This window comes from Clostridium sp. K13 (genome assembly GCF_019734195.1).
Lineage (GTDB): Bacteria > Bacillota > Clostridia > Clostridiales > Clostridiaceae > Clostridium.
This window is the reverse complement of the sequence record NZ_JAASHM010000067.1, coordinates 1-7,959: the sequence shown is the minus strand read 5'-3', so window position 1 is coordinate 7,959 and position 7,959 is coordinate 1. Positions and strand designations below refer to the sequence as shown.

General features: G+C 29.8%; 7 protein-coding genes and 2 pseudogenes. 7 read left to right on the top strand and 2 right to left on the bottom strand.

Annotated elements, in window-relative coordinates:
* Window positions 1-120 precede the first annotated feature (120 nt).
* Both HCG76_RS18550 and HCG76_RS18545 read right to left on the bottom strand, forming a co-directional pair.
* Window positions 121-354, bottom strand: coding sequence for a hypothetical protein (locus HCG76_RS18550; protein ID WP_221701745.1), 234 nt, complete (start codon window positions 352-354; stop codon window positions 121-123).
* Between the two features lie 148 nt (window positions 355-502).
* Window positions 503-1,294, bottom strand: coding sequence for a DeoR/GlpR family DNA-binding transcription regulator (locus tag HCG76_RS18545; protein ID WP_221701746.1), 792 nt, complete (start codon window positions 1,292-1,294; stop codon window positions 503-505).
* 275 nt (window positions 1,295-1,569) lie between these two features.
* Here HCG76_RS18545 and ulaG point away from each other — a divergent pair, with 275 nt between their 5' ends.
* The 7 genes and pseudogenes from ulaG (at window position 1,570) to HCG76_RS18510 (ending at window position 7,883) form a co-directional block, all read left to right on the top strand.
* Complete coding sequence (gene ulaG, locus HCG76_RS18540; protein WP_221701747.1) at window positions 1,570-2,634, top strand: L-ascorbate 6-phosphate lactonase; 1,065 nt, start codon at window positions 1,570-1,572, stop codon at window positions 2,632-2,634.
* An 81-nt stretch (window positions 2,635-2,715) separates the two neighbouring features.
* Entirely contained in the window at window positions 2,716-3,150 is a 435-nt protein-coding gene (locus HCG76_RS18535) for a PTS sugar transporter subunit IIA (protein WP_221701748.1), read from the top strand.
* A 33-nt stretch (window positions 3,151-3,183) separates the two neighbouring features.
* Window positions 3,184-4,662: pseudogene (locus HCG76_RS18530) on the top strand (PTS ascorbate transporter subunit IIC).
* Between the two features lie 51 nt (window positions 4,663-4,713).
* A complete protein-coding gene (locus HCG76_RS18525) occupies window positions 4,714-5,751 on the top strand; it encodes a hypothetical protein (RefSeq protein ID WP_221701749.1) in 1,038 nt (345 codons plus the stop codon).
* A gap of 74 nt (window positions 5,752-5,825) precedes the next feature.
* Window positions 5,826-6,290, top strand: a pseudogene (gene araD / locus HCG76_RS18520) (L-ribulose-5-phosphate 4-epimerase AraD); the annotation flags it as partial.
* A gap of 86 nt (window positions 6,291-6,376) precedes the next feature.
* On the top strand, window positions 6,377-7,402 hold the full coding sequence (locus HCG76_RS18515; RefSeq protein WP_082423879.1) for an IS1595 family transposase: 1,026 nt from the start codon (window positions 6,377-6,379) through the stop codon (window positions 7,400-7,402).
* 109 nt (window positions 7,403-7,511) lie between these two features.
* On the top strand, window positions 7,512-7,883 hold the full coding sequence (locus HCG76_RS18510) for a hypothetical protein (protein ID WP_055291452.1): 372 nt from the start codon (window positions 7,512-7,514) through the stop codon (window positions 7,881-7,883).
* The last annotated feature ends 76 nt before the right edge of the window (window positions 7,884-7,959 follow it).

The window sequence follows — 7,959 nt, the reverse complement described above, 5'->3', positions numbered from 1 at the left end:
TTTTAAATTTTATCCACAACTAATAATAGAAAAACCCTCTGTTTTTAAACAGGGGGTTTTTCAACAAACTGAAAAAAATAAATGATACATACTATATCAATAGTATGTATCATTTATTTTTTATGAATGCTTTTTTATAGCTTTTTTACTCTTACCTAAATAAGAGCCTATTCCTAAACCTGCAAAAAGTAAAACAATAGGGGCTAATGCCATCCAGAACATATTATCAGTTAATAAAAATACTGTAGTTCCTATAATTAGTCCAATAACTAATCCTATTAATGTACCATAAGATAAATATTTTTCAGCTTTTTCGTTTACAGCGCTTTTTTTATTTTTCTTTTTGTTACTCATCTTTTACCTCCTATATTAAAGTTTAAATTAAAAATGATTATATAAAAATTATATAACAAATATTTACATAATGAAAAGTAATATTGTTAAAAACATTATAAATAGAAAAAGTTATGCATATAATAAGCATAACTTTTTCTTTATTTCTTTATTTATCATAATCGACTATTGATACATCAATTCCAAGGTTTCTAAACTTTAGAACATTTTCATTTGATACATCAGAATCAGTTATTAAATGAGATATTTTATCAATATCTCCACTAGAAAAATTAGAGTGTCGTCCTATTTTAGAACTATCAGTTACTATATAAACAGGCCCAATTGAATGATTGATCATTTCTTTATTTACTAAAGTTTCTTGAAGAACAGATGTGGTTATACCACAGTCAACTTCTATTCCACTAACTCCTAAAAAACATTTAGAAGCAGAGATTTTTGATAAGATAAATGTAGCAAAGTCTCCAATCATAGATTGTTTTCTTCCATATACTTGACCGCCAGTTAAAACTAAATCTATATTAGGCGGAAGTGGAACTTGTAAAGCTTTTCCGTTGTTTGTTACAACAACAACACGTTTTTTTTCTAAATATTCTAGTATTAGCAAAGCTGTGGAGCTTGTGTTTATAAAAATTGTATCCCCATCGTTTATAAGACTAGCAGCATATTTAGCTATAGCATGTTTTTGTTTTATAAAATCCGTTGGAACATCTAAATTGGCTTCAATTAATGATGGTTCATTTACTAATGTTGCTCCACCATAGTATCTTTTTACTAATCCTTCTTCTTCTAATACTTGTAAATCTCTACGTATTGTTAATGGTGATGTATGTAATAACTCTGCTAATTCTTCATTTTTAACAGTTTTATTATTTTTAAGAATATTTAAAATTTCATCTCTTCGTTTAGAAACCATACTTTGAGTTTTTTTTGGTTTCATTTTTGTTTTCCTCCTTTCTTAAATTTTCTATAGATATCCAATAAGCAATAAATATTTTATTGATTACTTTAATTATAAACAAAATGTTCAAAGCGTTCAATAGTTAAAAGTTACAAAAAAAAGAAAAAGTTCAAAAAAAACAAAAAAAGTTCAAAAAGCACTTGAACTATATGAATGTTTGATGTATTATTAACTTGCAAACAGACAGAAGGTTCTAAAAAATAAATAAGATGTTCAAAACGTTCAAAATAAAAAGGTATCAGGGGGAATAGAAAATGTCACAAGTAGAAAATATAACAAGAGAATCATGGATTTTAAATACTTTTCCAGAATGGGGAACTTGGTTAAATGAAGAAATCGAACATGAAGAGGTTAAACCAGGAACTTTCTCAATGTGGTGGTTAGGATGTACAGGAATTTGGGTTAAATCAGAAGGCGGGACAAACATCTGTGTTGACTTCTGGTGTGGAAGTGGTAAGAAAACTAAAAAGAATCCATATATAAATCCAGAACATCAAATGGCTAGAATGTGTGGAGGAAAGAAGCTTCAACCAAATTTAAGAGTTGCACCTTTCGTATTAGATCCATTTGGAATTAGAAAAATTGACGCTGTATTATCAACACATGACCATAATGATCATATTGATGTAAATGTTGCTGCAGCAGTAATGCAAAACTGCGATTCAAATATTCCATTTATAGGACCACAAGCTTGTGTTGATAAATGGAGAGAATGGGGAGTTCCAGCAGAAAGATGTGTAGTTATGAAACCAGGTGATTCTGTAAAGGTTGGAGATATTGAAATTTTAGCTTTAGAAGCATTCGATAGAACAGCTTTAATTACAGCTCCTCCATCAGGAGATTTAAGAGGAACAATGCCAATAGATATGGATATTAAGGCAGTTAACTACTTAATAAAAACTCCAGGTGGGAATTTATATCATAGTGGAGATTCACATTATTCAAATTATTATGCAAAACACGGAAATGATCATAAAATTGATGTTGCTTTAGGTTCTTATGGTGAAAATCCAAGAGGAATTACAGATAAAATGACATCAGTAGATATTTTAAGAATGGCTGAATCTTTAAATACTAAGGTTGTAATTCCATTCCATCATGATATATGGTCAAACTTCCAAGCAGATACAAATGAGATATTAACATTATTTGAAATGAAAAAGAACAGATTACAATATAAGTTTAAACCATTTATTTGGCAAGTGGGAGGAAAGTTCACATTCCCAACAGATAAAGATAATATAGAATACCACTATCCAAGAGGATTTGATGATTGCTTCACTGAAGAAATCAATTTACCATACAAATCATTCTTGTAAAATATTCCTAGTTCTAGCTAGAGTTTTTTCTCTAGCTAGATTCTAAAAATATATTGAGTATTGATTAAAGGGGAGAAATTTATGTTAAAAGAAATTATAGAGAAAAATAGATATTCATTTCATAAAGGATTTGATAATTGGGAAGATGCAGTAAAGGCCTCATGTAAACCTTTAATAGAAGAAGGTGCCATTGAAGCAGAGTATGCTGATTCAATAATTTCAAGTATAAAAAAATTTGGACCTTATATAGTAATAGCACCTAATATATGCATACCACATGCACAAGAAGGAAAAGGTGTAAACGAAACGGCTGTATGTTTTATGAGAACAGAAGAACCAGTACATTTTAGTGATGATCCAGAGCATGATGCAAGATTATTTTTTGTACTAGCTTCTACCGACAATGAGAGTCATATGCAAAACTTAGTTAATATGGTTGGATTAATTGAAGAAGAAAGTATAGTTGGAAAATTAATTAATTCAAAATCAGTTGAGGATTTAAAAGCAATTATTTAATAAATTTTATTTATAAATTTAGGGGGTATTAATATGAATTTTTTAATATCAATTTGGGAGTTTTTTGAGGTTAATATCTTAACAAACCCAGCGTTTTTCATAGGATTAATTGTTTTCTTAGGATATGTATTATTAAAGAGGCCAATTTATGAGGCATTTGCAGGATTTGTAAAAGCTACAGTTGGATATTTAATACTTAATGTTGCTGCAAGTGGATTAGTTAGTAACTTTAGACCAATATTAGCAGGTTTAAAAGATAGATTTAATTTAACAGCAGCAGTAATAGATCCATATTTTGGACAAACAGCAGCACAATCAGCAATTGAGAATGCAGGTAAGTCTTTCTCAATGATGATGATAGTTTTATTAATTGCATTCATGATAAACATAGTATTAGTTCTATTTAGAAAATACACAAAAATTAGAACAGTATTTATAACAGGTCACATAATGGTTCAACAATCAGCTACAGCTTTATGGATTATATTTTTCTGCTTCCCAGAATCAGTTAATTCAACAGTAGTAGCTATGTTAGGTGTATTACTAGGAATATATTGGGCTGTATCAGCAAATCTTACAGTTGAACCTTGTCAAGAATTAACTGAAGGCGGGGGTTTTGCTATTGGACATCAACAAATGTTTGGTGTTTGGTTAACAGATAAGATTGCAGGAAAAGTAGGTAATAAAGAAAAAACAATTGAAGATCTTAAACTTCCAGGATTCCTATCAATATTTAGTGATAATGTTGTTGCAACTGGTACATTAATGATGGTTTTCTTTGGGATAATTATAGGTATATTAGGAAAAGATTTAATGCTTACTATAGATTCAAGCTTTAAACCACAAACTAACTTTGCATTTTATATAATTGAAAAATCATTATACTTTGCAGTTTATTTAAGTATATTACAACTTGGAGTAAGAATGTTCGTATCAGAACTTACTGAATCATTCCAAGGTATTTCAAATAAGATTTTACCGGGATCAGTTCCAGCTGTTGACTGTGCAGCAGTTTATGGGTTTGGACATGCTAATGCAGTAACAATAGGATTCTTATTTGGTGCATTAGGATAATTTATTACAATAATCGGATTAGTTGTATTTAAGAGCCCTGTGTTAATAATTTCAGGATTCGTACCTCTTTTCTTTGATAATGCAACATTTGCAGTATTTGCTAATAGAAAAGGTGGATTAAAGGCGGCAATGATAATACCATTTGTATCTGGAGTTATTCAAGTTCCAGGTGGTGCATTTGCAGCGAGTTATTTCCAATTAGCTCAATATGGTGGTTGGCATGGAAACTTTGACTTTGCAACAGTATGGCCAGTAATTGGAATATTAATTAATAACTTTAAATATATCGGATTTGCACTTGTAGTAGTTGCATTACTTGCAATACCACAAATCCAATACTTAAAGAATAAAAAAGGTTATTTTAAGATAGTTGAAGATTATGATGGATATTTACAAGATAAAGAAGAAGCTCAAGTTGGAGCAGCAGATTTAGCATAAATATAAGTTTATTTAAGGTAATAAAGAAATAAGTAATGGGGTGGAGAAAAGATGAAAATTGAAAAGAAGTTTTTAACAAATTTATTTAGATGTTATGCAACTAGTAGTACTGTTGTTAATGGTGAAAGAGTTATATTATTAGCAACTGAAGGAGAAGGAGCTTGTTATAGCTATTCAGGAGAAGAATTTAAACAAAATACAGTTTGGGATGGTCCGGGTGGAACTATGTCAATAGTATCTGTGCCAGGGAAAAATGGTGATTTCTTAGCAGTACAAAATTTCTTCCCAACTTTCCAATCAGAAAATGCAACTATAGTATGGTCAAAGCCAAATGAAGATGGAACTTGGGAAACAAAAACACTATTTAAATTACCATATGTTCATAGATTTGATATTTTACAAGCTAATGGCAAAAATTATTTCTTAGGTGCAACACTTTGTACAACAAAAGAATTTAAAGATGACTGGTCAGATCCAGGGAAGATTTATGTAGGAGAAATTCCAGATGATTTAAATGAGCCTATTAAATTAACAGTAATTAAAGAAGGATTAACAAAAAATCATGGTTACTGTAGAACTACATGGGACAATAAAATGGCTGGATTAGTAACTTGTCAGGAAGGGGTATTTGTAGTAACTCCTCCACAAGATGAAGGTACAGAATGGACAATTAAACAAATTATGAATAAGCCAGTAAGTGATATTGCAGTAGTAGATATTGATGAAGATGGTGAAGATGAATTAGTAACAATAGAAGAATTCCATGGTGGAAACTTCATAATAAATAAAAAAATAAATGGAGAATATAAAGAAATTTATAAATATCCAAAGGAAATGGATTTTGGACATGTAGTTTGGGGCGGAAAATTAAGAGGTGTGCCAACTATTATTGGTGGATATAGAAGAGTAGAAAAGGAATTATTTATTATTCAATGTGAAGATAAGAAAAATCTTACATTTAAAACAGAAGTTATTGAAGCTGGTGTAGGACCAAGTAACGTTGCAGTAATAAATGAAAAAGATAGAGATATTATAATTTCTGCTAATAGAGAATTAGGTGAGGCAGCATTATATTTTGTAACTGATTAGTAAAAGTGAGTATGGGTTTTAGCCCATACTCAAATTTTAATGAAAGATTTGAATAGGTATAGGAGGAAACTAAGATGTTAGAGGAATTAAAAAAGCAAGTATATGAAGCAAATATGTTATTACCTAAATATAATTTAGTTAAATTTACATGGGGAAATGTTTCAGCAATAGATAGAGAAAAAGGTCTTATAGTAATTAAGCCATCAGGAGTTGAATATGATCAAATGACTCCAGAGGATATGGTTGTAGTTGATCTTGATGGAAATGTTGTAGAAGGAAAATATAAACCATCATCAGATACACCAACTCATGTTAAGTTATATAATGATTTTTATAATATTGGTGGAATTGTTCATACACATTCAAGATGGACAACTATTTTTTCACAAGCAGGAAGACCAATAAAAGCCTATGGAACTACCCAAGCGGATTATTTCTACAATGAAATTCCTTGTACAAGAGATATGACAAAGGTTGAGATTGGGTCAAATTATGAATATAACACAGGTGGAGTTATAGTTGAAGCATTTAAACATTTGGCTCTGTTTTAAATAGTGGTTGATATATGATACTTTTCTGAAAATAGGTTATAATATAGATATAATCAATTTTCGGAGGTATCACCATGAATAATGTAGCATTAGTATTATCACAAGCAAAAGCCTTATCAGAACAAGAGCAACAAGAATTACTAACTCAGTTAGAAGAATATCTTGTTTTGGGTTCTCAAGTTGCACAAGTAACTAAAGAAGTTAAAGAAATGAGATTTTCTAAAGGTAGAGTTTGTTGTCATTGTAATGGCACTAATGTAGTTAGAAATGGAAAAAGAAATGGTGTGCAAAGATATTTATGCAGAAATTGTAAAAAATCATTCTCCGATTTGACTAACTCTGCTACTTATAGAAGCAAAATGGGCTTAGATAAATGGTTAAAATATGCTAAATGTATGTTGAATGGTTACTCTATAAGGAAATCAGCCGAAGAAGTAGAAATTAATATTGCAACTTCTTTTTATTGGAGACACAAAATACTTAATTGTATTAGTGAATTTCTTGGAGTAGGCTCTGTTGATGGTGTAGTTGAAGCAGATGAAGTTTTCTTTGCTTACTCATACAAAGGAACTAAGCCTGCCAATATGCCAAGACCTTCTCGTAAGAGAGGTAAACAAGTTAAAAAGAGAGGTATCAGTAAAGAACAAGTTTGTGTAGGTACTGCTCTTGATAGAGAAGGCAATATAATAATTGAATTACTGTGTACTGGTAGAGTTACTGCTAATGAGTTAGAACGTCTATATGGTAATCGTATAGGGGAAAATTCTATTCTATGCACAGATTCTCATAAGTCATATATTCAGTTTGCTACAGATATGAAATTAGAGCACAAGAGAATTAAAAGAGGTAGACACAAAGAAGATATATATCATATAAATCACATAAATAGTCTGCATTCTAATTTAAAGAGATGGATGGCGAAATTTAATGGGGTGGCTACAAAATATCTTGAGAACTATTTAAAGTGGCATAAATGGATAAATACATTTAGTACAGAAAAAGAAACAATACGAAATAAAAACTTGATAGTTCATAGTAATATAGCACATAGTTATACTATGGTAAAGGAGTTCAAGGAAAGACAACCAATATTTATATAAATAGTTAATATATATATATAAAATGCAATAAATGTTTTAGTTATGTTATATTTGATATATAATAAAGATATGAATATTTTATTAGTTCATAAAAAAAGGGGGCAAATCTATGGAAAAAAGTATATTAAAAACTATTGGGAAATGTGTGATTTTCGGAATTATTTGGGGTATAGTATTATTTGGAGTCGCACTTATAATTACAAATTTTAAAGATTATGAATTAAGAGATGTACTTTTTGTTGAAGGCATAATTTTTGTTGTCGGAGGAGTTCTTTCTTCTATTGGAGGAAATCCAATGGGATTATCTATGCAAGGTCTTGGACAAAATAATGCTCAATATATTGCTAATGCAAATCTCGAAGTTAGTAAAATGGAAAAAGATAAAACTAATAATATAAAAACTACTATAAGTGCAGGATTAAGTACAGTTTCCTTAATTATTGGCGGACTTTTGGTAATTGCAATAAATTTTATAATATAATATATACTCAAAAAGGACACAGCACTGTGTCCTTTTAAATTTAATATATAATCAACCTTCATTTAAAACAGAGCCT

What these genes read in the sequence shown, in the direction of transcription:
- HCG76_RS18550 (WP_221701745.1), bottom strand. Translation starts at nt 354, where the DNA reads ATGAGTAACAAAAAGAAAAATAAAAAAAGCGCTGTAAACGAAAAAGCT.
- HCG76_RS18545 (WP_221701746.1), bottom strand. Translation starts at nt 1,294, where the DNA reads ATGAAACCAAAAAAAACTCAAAGTATGGTTTCTAAACGAAGAGATGAA.
- ulaG (WP_221701747.1), top strand. Translation starts at nt 1,570, where the DNA reads ATGTCACAAGTAGAAAATATAACAAGAGAATCATGGATTTTAAATACT.
- HCG76_RS18535 (WP_221701748.1), top strand. Translation starts at nt 2,716, where the DNA reads ATGTTAAAAGAAATTATAGAGAAAAATAGATATTCATTTCATAAAGGA.
- HCG76_RS18525 (WP_221701749.1), top strand. Translation starts at nt 4,714, where the DNA reads ATGAAAATTGAAAAGAAGTTTTTAACAAATTTATTTAGATGTTATGCA.
- HCG76_RS18515 (WP_082423879.1), top strand. Translation starts at nt 6,377, where the DNA reads ATGAATAATGTAGCATTAGTATTATCACAAGCAAAAGCCTTATCAGAA.
- HCG76_RS18510 (WP_055291452.1), top strand. Translation starts at nt 7,512, where the DNA reads ATGGAAAAAAGTATATTAAAAACTATTGGGAAATGTGTGATTTTCGGA.